Consider the following 15,625-nt stretch of genomic DNA (forward strand, 5'->3'; position numbering starts at 1 on the left):
CAATAAGGATTTACAATGAGCAACTCTAAAACGGGTCAATGTCCGGTCATGCACGGTAGTAATACCAAAGCGTCTAATACCAATACAGATTGGTGGCCAAATGCCCTAAACCTCGACATACTTCATCAACACGATACAAAAACAACCCCATACGATAGCGATTTTAGCTACGCCGATGCATTTAAAACGCTTGATTTAGAAGCTTTAAAAACAGATTTAAAAAACTTAATGACGCAAAGCCAAGAATGGTGGCCAGCTGATTGGGGACATTACGGCGGGTTGATGATCCGTATGGCATGGCATTCAGCGGGTTCGTACCGACTTGCCGACGGGCGCGGTGGCGGTGGTACAGCAAACCAACGTTTTGCTCCACTAAATTCATGGCCAGATAATGGTAACTTAGACAAAGCGCGTCGTTTACTTTGGCCAATCAAAAAAAAATATGGCAATAAACTCTCATGGGCCGATTTAATCATTTTGGCAGGTAACATGGCTTATGAGTCTATGGGGTTAAAAACCTTTGGCTTTGCAGGCGGTCGTGAAGATATTTGGCATCCTGAAAAAGACGTTTACTGGGGAGCTGAAAAAGAATGGCTAGCACCAAGTGATGGGCGCTACGCAAATGTAGACAAACCCGACACAATGGAAAACCCATTAGCGGCAGTACAAATGGGCTTAATTTATGTTAACCCTGAGGGCGTTAATGGCAAGCCTGATCCACTTAAAACCGCAGAGCAAGTACGTGAAACGTTTGCACGTATGGCAATGGATGACGAAGAAACGGCTGCATTAACGGTCGGTGGTCACACGGTAGGTAAAACACACGGGAACGGTAAAGCCGAAAACCTAGGCCCAGAGCCAGAAGCGGCCGATGTACACGAGCAAGGCCTTGGTTGGAATAACACCACCACACGCGGAATTGGTCGCGATACCGTAACTTCTGGTATTGAAGGTGCATGGACCACACACCCAACTAAATGGGATAACGACTATTGTAAACTTCTGTTAACTTACGAATGGCAGTTAACAAAAAGCCCTGCAGGTGCACATCAGTGGGAGCCCGTTAATATTAAAGAAGAAGACAAGCCTGTTGATGTAGAAGATCCATCAATTCGTTTAAACCCAATAATGACAGATGCCGATATGGCCATGAAAATGGATCCCGCGTATCGTAAAATTATTGAGCGTTTTTATAACGACTTTGATTACTTCTCAGACGTATTTGCTCGCGCTTGGTTTAAATTAACTCACCGCGATTTAGGTCCTAAATCACGTTATTTAGGTGCCGATGTGCCAAGTGAGGATCTAATTTGGCAAGATCCAGTGCCAACCGTTAACTACACACTAACTGACGCTGAAATTAGTGATTTAAAAACTACATTACTTAATTGCGGTATTAGCGCAGCCGATTTAATTAGCACAGCATGGGATAGTGCCCGCACGTATCGTGGTTCTGATCACCGTGGTGGCGCAAATGGTGCACGTATTCGCCTTGCACCGCAAAAAGATTGGCAAGGTAATGAGCCCGCGCGTTTAGCAACAGTACTAAGTGCACTTGAAAAAGTACAAGCAGGTTTGAGTAAGCCTATTAGTATTGCCGACTTAATTGTTTTAGGCGGTACTGCTGCTGTAGAGCAAGCTGCTAAAAATGCCGGCGTTGATGTAATAGTACCGTTTGCACCAGGGCGCGGTGATGCCACAGACGACATGACCGATGCAGAATCGTTTGACGTACTTGAACCGATTCATGATGGTTTTAGAAACTGGCTGAAAAAAGACTATGTTGTATCTGCCGAAGAACTCTTGTTAGAACGTAGTCAGTTGATGGGGCTAAGCGCACCAGAAATGTCAGTGTTACTTGGGGGCATGCGCGTATTAGGGACTAACCATAATGACAGTCAGCACGGTGTATTTACAAGTAATGTCGGCACCCTAAGTAATGACTTTTTTGTAAACTTAACCGATATGGCATACCGCTGGGAGCCCGCAGCTAAAGGCTTATACAATATTGTAGAGCGTACAAGCGGCGAAACTAAATGGACTGCAACACGTGTTGATTTAGTATTTGGTTCAAACTCCATTTTACGCGCGCTTGCTGAATTTTATGCACAAGACGATAACAAAGAACGTTTTGTACACGATTTCGTAAATGCGTGGGTAAAAGTAATGAACACCGACAGGTTTGATATTAAATAAGCTGTGCGTTATATATTTGTAGGCGTAGAGCTTGCTCACGCGAGAAGCGCAGCTTCTAATTATTTACCTATTTAAAAACGGTGTTTTTTATACGCCAGCAAGCTGCGCGTCTACAAGTCAGAGCAAATAATGGAACGCATTTTTTGTAGGCGTAGAGCTTGCTCACGCGAGAAGCGCAGCTTCTAATTATTTACCTATTTAAAAACTGCGTTTTTATACGCCAGCAAGCTGCGCGTCTACAAGTCAGAGCAAATAATGGAGCGTATTTCTTGTAGACGTAGAGCTTGCTCATGCGAGGAGCACAGCTTCTAATTATTGAATCATTTAAAAACGGTGTTTTTATACGCCAGCAAGCTGCGCGTCTACAAGTAATAGCACATAATAGAACGCATTTCTTGTAGGCGTAGAGCTTGCTCACAGCAGAAGCGCAGCTTCTAATTACTGAATCATTTAAAAACGGTGTTTTTATACGCCAGCAAGCTGCGCGTCTACAAGTCAGAGCAAGTAATGGAACGCATTTCTGTAGGCGTAGAGCTTGCTCACGCGAGGAGCGTAGCTTCTAATACTCAAACTCATCATTATAAATATACACAGTCCCAAAATGGGTATTCACCAACCTCATTTGCAAGGCTTGCCCGTAAAGGATTTGCAACAATATAGCGGGCTTGGTTAATTAAATCCTCTTCACTTCTGAGTTGATGCTCAAAGTAGCCTTGCTGCCAAACCTTCCCACTAGAACAATTAAACTTATTTATTTTTACGGTGGTAATGCTTTTATATTGTTTTATAACCTCAGCAAGAGGTAAATCGTTTAATTGAAATAACCAATGTAGATGATCTGGCATTAACGTATAACAAACCGTATTCACATTATTTTGCATATAAAGCAAGCTTCGTGCAGCGATACAAGCATTTTCAAAGCTCTTAAATAACAGAGCTTTTTGGTTTGTGCATATTGTTATGGAGTAAAAGTGGCTTTTTGAGGTGTATCGCCCTGTTAATAATTTTTTAGAGGAATACATAAAATTTTAATTTATTGGGTTTTTTATAAATATAGATAAAACGTGCTGTTCAACAAGTTATATTTTATAGCGCTGAGGTAAATATATCGCTGTAGGCGTAGAGCTTGCTCACCCGAGAAGCGCAGCTTCTAATTATTTACCTATTTAAAAACTGCGTTTTTATACGCCAGCAAGCTGCGCGTCTACAGGTAATAGCAAATAATGGAACGCATTTCTTGTAGGCGTAGAGCTTGCTCACGCGAGAAGCGCAGCTTCTAATTATTTACCTATTTAAAAACTGCGTTTTTATACGCCAGCAAGCTGCGCGTCTACAAGTCAGAGCGAATAATGAGGCCGAGTTTAAACATTTTCTTGTAGGCGTAGAGCTTGCTCACGGCAGAAGCGTAGCTTCTAATTACTTAATCATTTAAAAACTGCGTTTTTATTCGCCAGCAAGCTGCGCGTCTACAAGTCAGAGCAAACAATGGAACGTATTTCTTGTAGGCGTAGGGTTTGCTCACGCGAGAAGCGCAGCTTCTAATTACTTAACCATTTAAAAACGGTGTTTTTATACGCCAGCAAGCTGCGCGTCTACAAGTAATAGCAAACAATAGAACGCATTTCTTGTAGGCGTAGAGCTTGCTCACGCGAGAAGCGCAGCTTCTAATTATTTACCTATTTAAAAACTGCGTTTTTATACGCCAGCAAGCTGCGCGTCTACAAGTCAGAGCAAACAATGGAACGCATTTCTTGTAGGCGCAGAGCTTGCTCGCGCGAGAAGCGTAGCTTCTACATATTAGAGCAATCTATACGGTGGGTTTACGGGTTTTTTTATTCATCACCCATAAAAAAACGGCGCTAAATTTAGCCCCGTTTTTGTAAGCAATTAGAAAAAGCGTTTACGCTTTTTTCTCTTCACAACTTGAAAGGTATTCGTCAAACGTACCTTGGAAGTCGATTACTTCTTTATCTTTTATATCAATAATACGTGTCGCTAATGATGATACAAACTCGCGGTCATGGCTTACAAAAATAAGCGTACCCTCAAAGTCTTTAAGCGCGTTGTTAAGCGCTTCAATTGCTTCCATATCCATGTGGTTAGTTGGTTCGTCCATGACAAGTACGTTAACGTCCTGCATCATTAACTTACCAAATAACAGGCGGTTTTTTTCACCACCAGAGCAGTTGCGGGCTTTTTTGTTTGAATCGTCTGCGGTAAACAACAAGCGGCCTAACATGCCACGAACCATTAAATCGTTGTGCTTAGCAGTGCGCCATTGCGACATCCAATCAAACAAGGTTAAATCGTTATCAAAATCTTTTGTGCTGTCTTGTGGGCAATAACCAAAGGTCGCATTTTCAGACCATTTAATTTCGCCTTCTAAACTTTTAAGCTCATCTACTAAGCAGCGTAAAAAGGTGGTTTTACCCACACCATTTTCGCCAATAACCGCAAGCTTAGCGCCGGCTTCTAGTAATAAGTCGCCACCAGTAAATAACGTTTCGCCATCAAAACCATGGCCAAGTTTATTAACTTCAAGCGCTTGACGGTACATTTTTTTACCTTCGTCAAACGAAAGTGATGGGCTCATACGGCTTGACGATTTAACTTCATCAAGCTTAATTTTATCCATTTTTTTAGCGCGCGAACTTGCTTGTTTAGCTTTTGACGCGTTAGCACCAAAACGGTTAACAAAGTCTTGTAGCTCGTCAATTTCTGCACTCTTTTTAGCGTTTTCAGCTAAAAGTTGCTCACGTTGTAGGCCCGCAGCTTCTAAAAATTTCTCGTAGTTACCAGGATAAATACGAAGCTCGCCGTAATCAATATCGGCCATGTGTGTACATACCGAGTTTAAAAAGTGACGGTCATGCGAAATAATAATCATCGTACATTTACGTTTGTTAAGCTCGTTAGCAAGCCACGTAATGGTATGAATATCCAAGTTATTAGTAGGCTCATCGAGTAGCAAAATATCAGGGTTTGCAAACAACGCTTGTGCTAAAAGCACACGTAGTTTCCAACCTGGCGCTACGTTTGCCATTAAACCGTAATGAAATTCTTTATCTATACCCGCTTCAAGCAAAATTTCTTCTGCGCGGCTCTCTGCTGTGTAGCCGTCCATTTCAGCGAATACGCTTTCAAGATCGGCTACTTTCATGCCGTCTTCTTCGCTCATTTCTGGTAACGAGTAAATACGTTCGCGTTCTTGCTTTACTTTCCAAAGCTCCACGTCACCCATAATTACTGCGTCTACAACGCTGTATTGCTCAAAAGCAAACTGGTCTTGGCTTAGGTTACCTACTTTTAACCCTGGAGTAATAGAGACATTACCCGCACTTGGTACAAGCGCACCGCTTAAAATTTTCATGAAAGTCGACTTGCCGCAGCCGTTAGCGCCAATTAAACCGTAACGGTTACCGTTACCAAATTTAGCTGAAATGTTTTCAAACAACGGCTCTGCGCCAAACTGCATCGTAATATTTGCGGTGGAGATCAAAAAAGGTAATCCTAGAATTAGTACTGACAGGAGTACGCTGCAGCAACACGCCACAAACAAGAACCAGACAATAGGGTAAATTAGCTGGCGAATTATACAGATCAGCCAAGAGGAAGGAAAGGTAAAAGGTTAGTTTTACAGCCATGAAGCTGTTTTCGGCGCATCTTATAATTTAATAACGCTTTAGCTTGCCAATAAGTGCCCAAAGCGTATTAAGTTTTAGAATGTATTTAATCGCGGTGCAATTTTAAAACGGCTTTATGTAAAGTACTGCTACTTAAATAATGCATCAAGCGCTGCTTTGTTGCTTTTTATATGCTGGCTTATTATGGCGACTTCTTCAGCCGAAACCGTTTTTTTGCTCAGCATTAAATGTATTTGGTCTTTATTTACAAACTTAATGTTATCGACTAACTGCAAATTAGCGCCGCGCTTACTAAAAAATGCGCCAACGAGCGAGTCTTCAATTGCAAAATCAATACGCTTTTTATTAAGTAGTTCAAAGCGCTTACTGGCCGAGCTGGTATATTCAATTTGTTTTTTATACCTTTTTTTATATTGCTCAAACTCTTTACCATAATAGCTTCCAAAGTTAGCACCTACAGTAAGTCCTTGTTCAAAAATATCGGCTAGATTTTTAATGTTATGTGGATTGCTTTTATTTTCGTACAAGCGCATAACCTCAGTTCGGTAGCTATCGGTAAAGTAAACATATTCAGCACGTGCATCGGTATAGCTAGCAGCCCAGCCTATATCTATTCGGCCATGTTTTAATTCGGTAAAAGCGCGTTTTGAGTTAGGCAACAGCTCCACTTTAAAACAAAAAGGGGAGTCTTTAAAAATAATATTTAATGCCTCTACTTCAGTGCCTTTAAATATATCACTCATTCCCATGACATATGGCGGCCAAAAGGCATCGTGGGAGGCAATAGTAAATGTTCTGTCGCAAGCAAAAGCGCTGTGTGATGCAGTACAAAGTAAATAGAATAAAAGGGTGTTTAGTCTCTTCATTACAGCTCTGTTTTAATTATTATTTGTTTATTATTAATACAGTATAAACCAGCTTGAGTATTTTAGTGAAAAAAGGGATGTGTAAAAATATAAATGCGAGGCAATTCACAAAACGAGCACGGGGACCGAGCACTTAATCACAAATTGCACTTATATTATAAATTTAACAAATTATATTGTTGGTAACTTTAGCTATCGGTACACTAAGCTAAATTTATATATAGCAGAGCACGTTATGTCGCCAACAAAAATACGCAACGATGTTATAAAACTGAGTGAATTAAGCGCTAAAAAACCAAATTACTATTTTATTCAAGGTTATTTAATGGGGTTGGGTGTATTACCACAAATGCTTAACCCGAGTGAGTGGCAACCAGATCTATTTGGAGATCTTAATGTTCAAAATGCGACTGAACTAAAATACTTAGAAAGCTTAATGGCACTGTATAACCAATGCATGGAAAAAGTAATTCAAAACGAATTAAAAATGCCAGCCAAGTGCAGTCTATCTAAGCAAGACTACCGTGATTCACTAAAACCTAATATGCCCCTACCAAGTTACTGTAAAGGGGTTTTACAGGCGCTTAAACATATAAATAAACGCATGCTTGATGCAGAGCAAAAACAGACTCTTAATAACCTGAACAGCGTTTTAAAAGCATTTTCTAGTGAAAAAGCAGCAGCAAAAGAATTTGGTGAATTTGCGCAATATAACGCCCAAGAATATAAACGTAATTATGTTTATTTTATGGCCGACGCTATTTTTGAACTTCGATTTAGTAATGACCTAACTTTAAGCGATGAAGATGAAGCAGAATTTAACAACCTCTTTTTAGACGAAGAACCAAATGAATTAGATGAGCTTGATGAACTACTTGAACTGGTACTCGCCGATACAGAGCTAAAAGCACTTGAGCCAATGCAGATGCTTTTAGAATTGATGGAAGGGCACATTACAAAGCAATTTATTAAAGACAACACTGGGCACTTTTGGGGGCTGCAAGAAACACGCCCTTATATGATGCTTCGCGCGCATCGAGCAAAAATACACGCACTGCATGGTTATACCCAAAAAGCGCAATCAGAACTCGAAGAGTTACTAAAGCTAAACCCAAACGATAATCAAGGTAATCGCTTTTTATTAATGAATTGCCTAATAATTAATAAAGAATGGGACAAGTTAGACAGTCTATTGGTTAACTCCGACAGTGAAGAGCTACACGCAACAGCAAGCCGTGCGCTAAGTGCTTTTGTAAAGCATGGCGATTCAAAACCCGCTAACGATTACAAAAAAATGCTCCAGCAGCAAAGTAAACACTTTGCCAAAATACTCACAGGGCAAGAAAAACTAAAAGAACAGCCGCCATATTACAGCCCAGGCAGTAAAGAAGAGGTCGGTGTTTACCTTGATTCGTTAGGTAAACAGGCGTGGATTTCGGTTCCCGCGAGTCTTTTTTGGCTAAGAAAAAAGTAATAACTAAAAGCGTAAAAAGTGCTAAGCGTGATTTATGTCGCGCTTAGTGCTCAACATCAGCGCTTAATAATAACAGCGTATTAATTTAAAAATTTCTACTCACTAAGCCTATATTTTATTCATTTGTTCCTGTAGATTGGACAAATAATGAATGCAGTATTAACAGTGCCTTAGCTGTTAAACGATTAGCCAAGGAGCGGTGAGTCTCGTGTCAAACACCACACTTACTTATTACAATCAAAATGCTAAAGCCTTTAGCGACTCAACACTTAACGTTGATATGTCGGCGCTTTATGCTGAGTTTTTACCGCACGTTGCACAAAAAGGGCATATTTTAGATGCCGGTTGTGGCAGTGCGCGCGATGCCGTATTTTTTAAAGCGCAGGGTTTTACTGTGAGTGCGTTTGATGCAAGCCCAGAGCTGGCAGAGTTGGCAAGCAGTTACTTACAACAACCTGTAGCGGTTAAAACATTCCAAGAGCTAAATTGTGTAAATCAATACGACGGTATTTGGTGCTGCGCTAGTTTATTGCACGTCCCAAAGGCTGAATTACCGCAGGTGTTTTTAAACCTACAAAATGCACTAAAACCAAACGGCGTTTTATATGTATCGTTTAAATACGGCGAGTCAGAGCGTGTGCATAATGGCCGTGAATTTACCGATTTAAACGAAAATGCTTTAACGCATTTACTTAGTCATACACAGTTAAAAGTTATTAAACAGTGGCAAAGTGTTGATCAGCGCCCAGAGCGCGAAAGCGAAGTATGGCTAAATGCGCTTATAAAAGTAGTGCACGTTTTATGAGTGGAGCAATGCAGCAACAGCTCGACTTTATTGCATATATTCAGCGAATGCTAGTTGAAGGTGAATTCACAGCTACTTATAAATATGCGTTACTACATGCAATTGCCGATGTGTGTGTGGAGCAAAAAGAACATAATCCCAATATACAAATGGAAATAAAAATCGACACCTTAGTCGATAAATTTATTCAACTTTATTGGAATCACTCAATACCTTATTCAATCGATTCATCGTCGCTCATTACTAACAGTGAAGACATGCTGCTTAAACAAAACAGCAAAGGCCAAGCAAAATTTATTACCGAGATATTTAAATTACAAAATGCGGGCGTTAAAAGCTATACCGCTTTTAAAAATGCAGATCAATACGAAAAGGTAATAAGTTCACTGCGTGATACTTTCATAAAAGGGCCATTATGGCGTTTGCAGTTATTATCAGGGCAAGAAGAGTGCTTTTTATATTCCCATACATTAATAGGTGAGGCGCGAAAGCCTAAGAGTATTCGCTTAAACGCGGGTATTGATCAGTGCTTTAGGCGTTTTTACGATTTGGTTGTGCATTTAGCTACAACTGAGTGGTTAGAAAAAGTACAAACAATAAAATCTAATCAATCGTTAATTGGCCCGCAAAGCCAGTTACAAGATTTTTTATTTGGAACTAACCGAACAGCCTTAAAGCAAGTTGCACCGCTACTGATAGATATACAAAAAGGATTATGTTTTTACTGTCAGAAACCGTTAAACCTTACAAAAAGCAAGGCTAAATCTGATAGCAAAGCACTCGAAATCGATCATTTTATTCCCTTTAAACGTTATCCAAACGACTTAGCTCATAACTTTGTGGCAGCACACTCAGATTGCAATAATAGCAAACGCGATCATCTTGCAGCATTAATTCATCGTGATCGCTGGGTTGAGCAAAACCTCGATATTTATTCGCATGAAATAACCAAACAACTAAAGCCATATTTTTATTGCGATGCAGATAAATCACAATCGGTTAGTGATTGGGCGTATCAGGTTGCACAGGCTAACAGTGCAAAATTATGGGTGGCGAAAGGCAGTTTTGAAGAAGCGGCTGGTTTTAAATATCAGCAGCCAAAAACAGGGCTTGATTTAGTGGCGGAAGAAAAGCGAAAGTATGACGTGTAATGCAGAATTAGTAGTTCGTGCTGTAGGCGTGAGTTTACCTCGCGCTTTAACTTGTAGGCGCTGAGCTTGCTCGCGCGAAAAGCGAAGCTTTTAAATTTCGACGTAATTAATATATCGGTGCGACTTTACATCGCGCTGTGTATTGTAGACGCGCAGCTTGCTGGCGTTAAAAGCGAAGCTTTTGAGTTTCGGTGGAATTATTAATATGCAGGTGCGATTTTATATCGCGCTTGTAGACGGGAATTTACCTCGCGCTTTAACACGTAGGTCGTGCTTTAGCGCGACAATGTAATTTAAATCATACGAAACGTGTATTGTAGCAACACGCTTTAGCCGTGATTCTCACATAGTGCAGTTAGGGGCTGAAAGGATTTAAAAACCTCTATTCGAGGTTATATCGCGTTGGCGATGGCAACCAAAGGGCGGCATTTGAGAGATATTTTGACATTGTACGAGGTAATACGTCCATGAAGCTGGGTTCCTGTCAGCATCCATGCTTCCACTTCCTCGTGCTGCGAAGCTTCGCTTCGGTCACTCGTCACCCACGGCGCACCCGAGGATCACACTGTATCTTCAACTTACGTTAATGATGTGAACGTAACCAGCGTAGATAGACCATCCATGGCCAAGCTACGCTTTGTGCAGCATCCATGCTGTAAATTACTCATCATTAACTAAGTTTCAGGTGTGATCACGGGGAATTGGAGTGTGTTGGTAGATTGATGAACATAATTGTATATGAGAGTTATCTACACGTTATACATAGTTCTTTGAATAAATGATTGATGCAATATTTACTACAGAAATTTTCTTTTAATATAAATAATGAGAATGGAAATGACAAAAGAATCTTTAATTAAAGAAATTAAATCTCTAAAAAGTGATTTTGAAGAAAGCAGAAAAAAAGCCAAACCTAATCATCTTATAGCGCGAAGGCTTGGAAGCTTTTCCTTATTTCTTTTTATAGCAAGTACTTTAATCGCTATAAACCTTAAATTAACAGGTATTAACTTAAACCTAAAATTCGAACCTTTTAATTACTTATGCCTATTATTAATGCCTTTGATTCTCGTGCTTTACTACTATTTTTTTATACACTTGATGAAAAATGAGGGCGAAAAAAAACTATTGTTTGGTTTAAGGCTCTTTAATTTCTTTATTTTTGTCTTTTATGTTTTTGCTCTGATTGTGTTTAAAACGGCTGATATCATTTTATTACTTTCTGGTGGTTTTTTGCTAAGTTATTTTATTTGTTACTTATCAAATAAACAGTATGGATATACTCGCAGCTGGTCTAGAAGTGAAAAGTATTATTTTTTACTTCAATCTCTTGAATGGGAAGTTAACCAAGTAGATGAAGAAAAAAAATATCTAAAAGATATTAAGCTAGACGAATTGACTTCTAAATTTACTAAAATTATAGAGTTGCAGCTAAATGAACGGCAACGCGACATCATTGGTGATTACTTATCTGCTAATGAATTATTACTGAATTGGACAAAAAAATAAAAAGGGAAATTATGATTGATTCAATAAGAAAAAGAGAAAAAATGCCAATAGTATTAGATTTAAACAAAGTAGATTTTGAAAGAGATATTCAAGAAGGTGAAATATGGCAACAGGATGCAGTATTTGAATTTAATCAGCGATTAGAAAAAACAATAAAACAAGCAAAAAAGCATAAGGATAATGAAGGTAATAACCCTACAATTATTCATGATGCAATATTCATTGGTGGTGCAAGAGGAACAGGAAAAACAGTTTTTTTACAAAATATAAAAGGCTTTTGGAAAAAGTATAAAGATGAAAATGATTTGGATGTGAAAGCACATTTTTGCGACTCTATTGATCCAACCCTTTTAGTAGATCATGATAATTTTGCTAATGTCATAATTGCACATTTATATAATGAAGTGGAAACGTATTTAGAATCAAAACAATGTAATGCTGTTAATGAGGATTCATTTTATCAATCCTTGAGAGTGGTTTCTAAATCATTAGGAAAGAGGGAAAACTTGGATGATGATTTAAGTGGTTTGGATCGTGTAATTAAATACCGCAGTGGAATACAGTTAGTTAAACATTTTGATAGTTATATTAATGAATGCAGAAAAATATTAGGTGTTGATGCAATTGTCCTACCTATAGATGATATTGATATGGCATTAGCTCGTGCATATGATGTTTTAGATATTGTGCGCCGATTATTAGGTTGCCCTAAAATAATTCCTATAATTACAGGTGATCTAGAGTTATATGAACCAATAATAGAAAATCGATTCACAAAAGACGAAGATGACAAATCAAACGAAATAATTGGAAGTCAAAAAGCTGAGCAGTTAACGCAAGAGTATCTAAAAAAAGTAATACCCCACCATAATCGAATCAGCTTAGAACCAATAGATAGACTTTTACCATGTATGATTATTTATGATTTTGGTGACACAGAAAAGCGTGAACCATTAAGTTATAAAGACTATATAACTAAATTTATTTCTTGCTTATTTGGTCCATTGAATAGTGAAGAAAGAAGCTGTGATTGGCCAATGCCTGATTCAGCTCGTGAAGTTACCCAATTAGTTCGAGATTTTTCTCCTAGTGAACTAAAAAAAGAAAACCGCGCTGAGTTATGGCAACGCTATATTGTGTGGGCAAGATTAAAGCAAAATAGTGTAGCTTATTCAAATGCAGTTACAGCACTGCAAATAGAAAACTCAAAGGTAAAAGAAAATAATGATTATATAACTTTAAATGAATTACATTCATTTAATCCAATATTACAAATGAACGACTTGACATGTAGTGGTACAGTGATTTTGGCCACCCATTAAGAAAGAAATGTTATGCTAATAAGCATACAAATTTGGGTAAAAAAATGACGAAATTAAAACGCGCAACATATTCAGCGGCAATTAAATTAGAAACGGCTCAGCTTGTAGTAGACCAAGGTTATACGCAAGAAGACGCAGCAAAAGCGATGGGGGTGGGTAAATCAACCGTCAGTAAGTGGGTTACTCAATTAAAGCTAGAACGTAATGGTCAGACACCTTTAGCTTCACCAATGACGCCCGAACAAATTGAAATCCGTGAACTTAAAAAACAAATCCAACGCATTGAATTAGAAAAGGATATATTAAAAAAGGCTACCGCTCTCTTGATGTCCGACTCCCTGAACAATTCTCATTAATTGAGAAATTGAATCAACGAGAGCGTTATCCAATTAGTGTGCTATGCAGCGTATTCAATGTGCATCGCAGCAGCTATAAATACTGGGCCATACGCGATACAACGCCGACACCTGAGCAAGTAAGGTTAGAGGCTGAAGTAAAAGCAATACATGCGATGAGTGGTGGTTCAGCAGGTGCACGGACAATCGCAGCGATAGCAACGAACAATGATTTTGAATTGAGCCGTTATCGTGCAGCTAAGCTAATGGTTAAATTAAAGCTTGAAAGCTGCCAAGTACCTCAACATTCATATAAACGCGGTGGTAATGAACACCTTGAAATCCCAAATCTGCTTGATAGACAGTTTGATGTTGTTGAACCAGATACCGTGTGGTGCGGTGATGTGACGTATATTTGGACAGGCAATCGCTGGGCTTATTTAGCCGTCGTTATTGATTTATTTGCACGTAAAGTGGTTGGCTGGGCAATGTCGTTGTCGCCAGATACTAATTTAACGCTAAAAGCGCTTGAACTCGCGTATGAAAGCAGAGGTAAGCCAAGTGGATTGATGTTTCACTCAGACCAAGGAAGCCACTATACAAGCTTGAAGTACCGCCAACGTTTATGGCGCTATAAAATCACACAAAGTATGAGTAGACGTGGAAATTGTTGGGATAATGCGCCAATGGAGCGATTTTTTAGAAGTTTTAAGACAGAATGGATGCCAAAGGTTGGATATGGAAACTTTATAGACTCTAAATATAGCGTGAGCGATTACATAAATGGATATTACAATAATGTTAGGCCACATCATTATAATGCTGGTTTAGCGCCAAATGAATCTGAGGTTAGATATCAAGATTCTAAAACTGTGGCCAAAATTAGTTGACCACTACAACACCAAAATGGCAAGGCAAGCCATTTTTTGCAGAACAAGTTTCAGATAAATTGAATGCAGATAATGAACTTGTAAAAAGAATGAGTCAGCATTTTGAAGAGTTCAAAAATAAAAAGATATATAGGAGCATGCCTATAATTGAACATTTCTATGGAAAGTTTAAATTAACCAGTGAATCAATAACTGACGAAAATATACAAGAAACAACTTCTAAAGGTAAAGATCAAGATTCGCGAAATGATAAACGTATGCTCCTAGATATTTTTACATATAACAACTACTACGATTTAACTTTAAAAACACAAAGGCAAATATTTTTTAGTCGAGCTTATGAACTATTGGCTATTTCATTACTTAATTTCGATTTCAAACTCGAAGTTGAGAATAAAGATTACTTAGATAAAAGAGTACATCATTGGAATTCAATTTTAAAAGACTTATTTAGTAGAACGCCATTTTATACAGTTCCCGCTTTATTTCCGACTAAAGCATTTAATATTGGTCCAGAAGAAGAGCTGACTGATGAGGAAGAAATTAAATTAGTATCAAATATTACAATCAGAGAACTTTCATCTGATATAGCTGCATGGGAGGTCAAATACTTATCTAATTTAGAATATTATAAAAATGATTCTTTGATGCCTATTATATATTCGGTTTTTAATAAGTCATTCACTCAGTTACGTTTATTGAAAGATAGAATTCAAAAAAACGCCTCAGATAAGTATGAAAATGAAACACTGACTGATTTAGCTTTAAGATTTAAGTATATCGTAATTAATGCATTTGCTACTTTTATGAAGCCGAGCCCTGTCGTATTACAAAATGTAGCTTTTACAAGTAATCTAAATCTAATCCGTAATTTTGGAGAGCACCGACGTTACTCGCCACCCTTAAGAGATAACGTCGGGTATTTTTTCAATTTTACGGAATCTAAAAGTAGCGAACCATTCATTGAAATAAATGATGATCTGAAAGACGATATTAAGCCTAAAGCCCTTTTACTACAGGCGATTGCAAATCATCCTATTTTTAAATTATTAGAGAGTGAAGAGTTCAAAAATGGTGTTTTTTACGTATTGCCACAAAAAAATAAAATTATTAGTCCGATAGCTAACGATATATCCGAATCAGTTTTAGAAAATACAAAAATAACAGAGTTAAACATCGAACCAATTCAACTAGATGAATTTAAAATTTTTCAAGAAAAGTTAAAAAGAAGAAAAAAATTAAACATAAGTGATCATCGCTTGATGTTTGGTGTGGATGAAGAGGATATAGATGCTTGGGATGAGGATGCTAAAGTTAAGAACAAGCAACTTGTGATCGCTAGAGCTGAGTTTATATGTGAACTGCTAAATATCAATTTTGATGGAAGAATTACACAAGTAAAATTCTTCAATGAAAACTTGCAGAGTATATAA

11 protein-coding genes are annotated in these 15,625 nt (G+C 38.3%); 8 read left to right on the forward strand and 3 right to left on the reverse strand.

Annotated features, from left to right (window positions below; all coding sequences use genetic code 11):
• Nucleotides 1-15 precede the first annotated feature (15 nt).
• The gene (katG, locus tag PALI_RS16995; RefSeq protein ID WP_193156815.1) at nucleotides 16-2,196 is read left to right on the forward strand and encodes a catalase/peroxidase HPI; all 2,181 of its coding nucleotides are present in this window, start codon (nucleotides 16-18) and stop codon (nucleotides 2,194-2,196) included.
• A gap of 578 nt (nucleotides 2,197-2,774) precedes the next feature.
• Here katG and PALI_RS17000 read toward each other — a convergent pair.
• From PALI_RS17000 to PALI_RS17010, 3 genes are all read right to left on the reverse strand, one after another.
• Nucleotides 2,775-3,218, reverse strand: coding sequence for an REP-associated tyrosine transposase (locus PALI_RS17000; protein WP_193156816.1), 444 nt, complete (start codon nucleotides 3,216-3,218; stop codon nucleotides 2,775-2,777).
• An 878-nt stretch (nucleotides 3,219-4,096) separates the two neighbouring features.
• Nucleotides 4,097-5,695: an ABC-F family ATPase gene (locus PALI_RS17005; protein WP_077535440.1), complete on the reverse strand. Its 1,599-nt coding sequence runs from the start codon at nucleotides 5,693-5,695 to the stop codon at nucleotides 4,097-4,099.
• Between the two features lie 273 nt (nucleotides 5,696-5,968).
• Nucleotides 5,969-6,706 carry a substrate-binding periplasmic protein gene (locus PALI_RS17010; RefSeq protein ID WP_193156817.1) on the reverse strand — a complete coding sequence of 246 codons (738 nt, stop codon included), beginning with the start codon at nucleotides 6,704-6,706 and terminating at the stop codon, nucleotides 5,969-5,971.
• Between the two features lie 235 nt (nucleotides 6,707-6,941).
• Between PALI_RS17010 and PALI_RS17015 the strand changes: the two genes are divergently transcribed.
• The 7 genes from PALI_RS17015 to PALI_RS17045 all read left to right on the forward strand — a co-directional run bounded on the left by PALI_RS17015 (nucleotide 6,942) and on the right by PALI_RS17045 (nucleotide 15,625).
• A complete protein-coding gene (locus tag PALI_RS17015; protein ID WP_193156818.1) occupies nucleotides 6,942-8,180 on the forward strand; it encodes a UPF0149 family protein in 1,239 nt (412 codons plus the stop codon).
• A 208-nt stretch (nucleotides 8,181-8,388) separates the two neighbouring features.
• Complete coding sequence (locus PALI_RS17020; protein WP_193156819.1) at nucleotides 8,389-8,985, forward strand: class I SAM-dependent methyltransferase; 597 nt, start codon at nucleotides 8,389-8,391, stop codon at nucleotides 8,983-8,985.
• Nucleotides 8,946-10,136: an HNH endonuclease gene (locus PALI_RS17025; protein WP_226894575.1), complete on the forward strand. Its 1,191-nt coding sequence runs from the start codon at nucleotides 8,946-8,948 to the stop codon at nucleotides 10,134-10,136. The genes PALI_RS17020 and PALI_RS17025 overlap by 40 nt, the downstream gene beginning before the upstream one ends.
• A gap of 837 nt (nucleotides 10,137-10,973) precedes the next feature.
• Nucleotides 10,974-11,645, forward strand: coding sequence for a hypothetical protein (locus PALI_RS17030; protein WP_193156820.1), 672 nt, complete (start codon nucleotides 10,974-10,976; stop codon nucleotides 11,643-11,645).
• A gap of 11 nt (nucleotides 11,646-11,656) precedes the next feature.
• Nucleotides 11,657-12,967 (forward strand): P-loop NTPase fold protein, encoded by a 1,311-nt coding sequence (locus PALI_RS17035; RefSeq protein WP_193156821.1) that lies wholly within the window; start codon nucleotides 11,657-11,659, stop codon nucleotides 12,965-12,967.
• A gap of 44 nt (nucleotides 12,968-13,011) precedes the next feature.
• Nucleotides 13,012-14,192 (forward strand): IS3 family transposase gene (locus tag PALI_RS17040; RefSeq protein WP_193155539.1). Its coding sequence is split into 2 segments (ribosomal slippage): nucleotides 13,012-13,270 and nucleotides 13,270-14,192, totalling 1,182 coding nucleotides; the frame shifts between segments, so codons are not numbered across the junction.
• Complete coding sequence (locus PALI_RS17045; protein ID WP_193156822.1) at nucleotides 14,189-15,625, forward strand: hypothetical protein; 1,437 nt, start codon at nucleotides 14,189-14,191, stop codon at nucleotides 15,623-15,625. Before PALI_RS17040 ends, PALI_RS17045 begins: the two co-directional genes overlap by 4 nt.

The organism is Pseudoalteromonas aliena SW19 (assembly GCF_014905615.1).
Classification (GTDB): domain Bacteria; phylum Pseudomonadota; class Gammaproteobacteria; order Enterobacterales; family Alteromonadaceae; genus Pseudoalteromonas; species Pseudoalteromonas aliena.

What these genes read in the sequence shown, in the direction of transcription:
- PALI_RS17010 (WP_193156817.1), bottom strand. Translation starts at nt 6,706, where the DNA reads ATGAAGAGACTAAACACCCTTTTATTCTATTTACTTTGTACTGCATCA.
- PALI_RS17035 (WP_193156821.1), top strand. Translation starts at nt 11,657, where the DNA reads ATGATTGATTCAATAAGAAAAAGAGAAAAAATGCCAATAGTATTAGAT.
- katG (WP_193156815.1), top strand. Translation starts at nt 16, where the DNA reads ATGAGCAACTCTAAAACGGGTCAATGTCCGGTCATGCACGGTAGTAAT.
- PALI_RS17030 (WP_193156820.1), top strand. Translation starts at nt 10,974, where the DNA reads ATGACAAAAGAATCTTTAATTAAAGAAATTAAATCTCTAAAAAGTGAT.
- PALI_RS17025 (WP_226894575.1), top strand. Translation starts at nt 8,946, where the DNA reads ATGGCTAAATGCGCTTATAAAAGTAGTGCACGTTTTATGAGTGGAGCA.
- PALI_RS17015 (WP_193156818.1), top strand. Translation starts at nt 6,942, where the DNA reads ATGTCGCCAACAAAAATACGCAACGATGTTATAAAACTGAGTGAATTA.
- PALI_RS17000 (WP_193156816.1), bottom strand. Translation starts at nt 3,218, where the DNA reads ATGTATTCCTCTAAAAAATTATTAACAGGGCGATACACCTCAAAAAGC.